The 247-nt window shown below is 27.9% G+C and carries 1 pseudogene; it reads right to left on the bottom strand.

The features are described from left to right. Window positions 1-113: 113 nt before the first annotated feature. A pseudogene (locus IDG63_RS14510) lies at window positions 114-247 on the bottom strand (ComF family protein); the annotation flags it as partial.

Genomic DNA, 247 nt, shown 5'->3' with positions numbered 1-247 from the left:
AAGAGGTTGGATTGATGAATAATTGTTTGAGTTGTGGTGCTAAGTTATATGAAAATATAACCATTTATAATTTGTTCAAGAAACCTAATAGATTATGTGACAGATGCAAAGAGAATTGGGACAATATAGTCATAAGATGTTTGTGGTATTTCAATCAAATGTGCCAATAATTCACATAAATAATAGTCTTTCAAAAATTTATACTGATGTATCATCTCTTTCATTAAACCGTCATATTGAAATTGAC

Origin of the sequence: Staphylococcus sp. EG-SA-14, from assembly GCF_017151935.1 — a bacterium.
Taxonomy (GTDB): domain Bacteria; phylum Bacillota; class Bacilli; order Staphylococcales; family Staphylococcaceae; genus Staphylococcus; species Staphylococcus aureus.
Note: the sequence above shows the minus strand (reverse complement) of the source record. Positions and strands in the feature narration are given on the sequence as shown.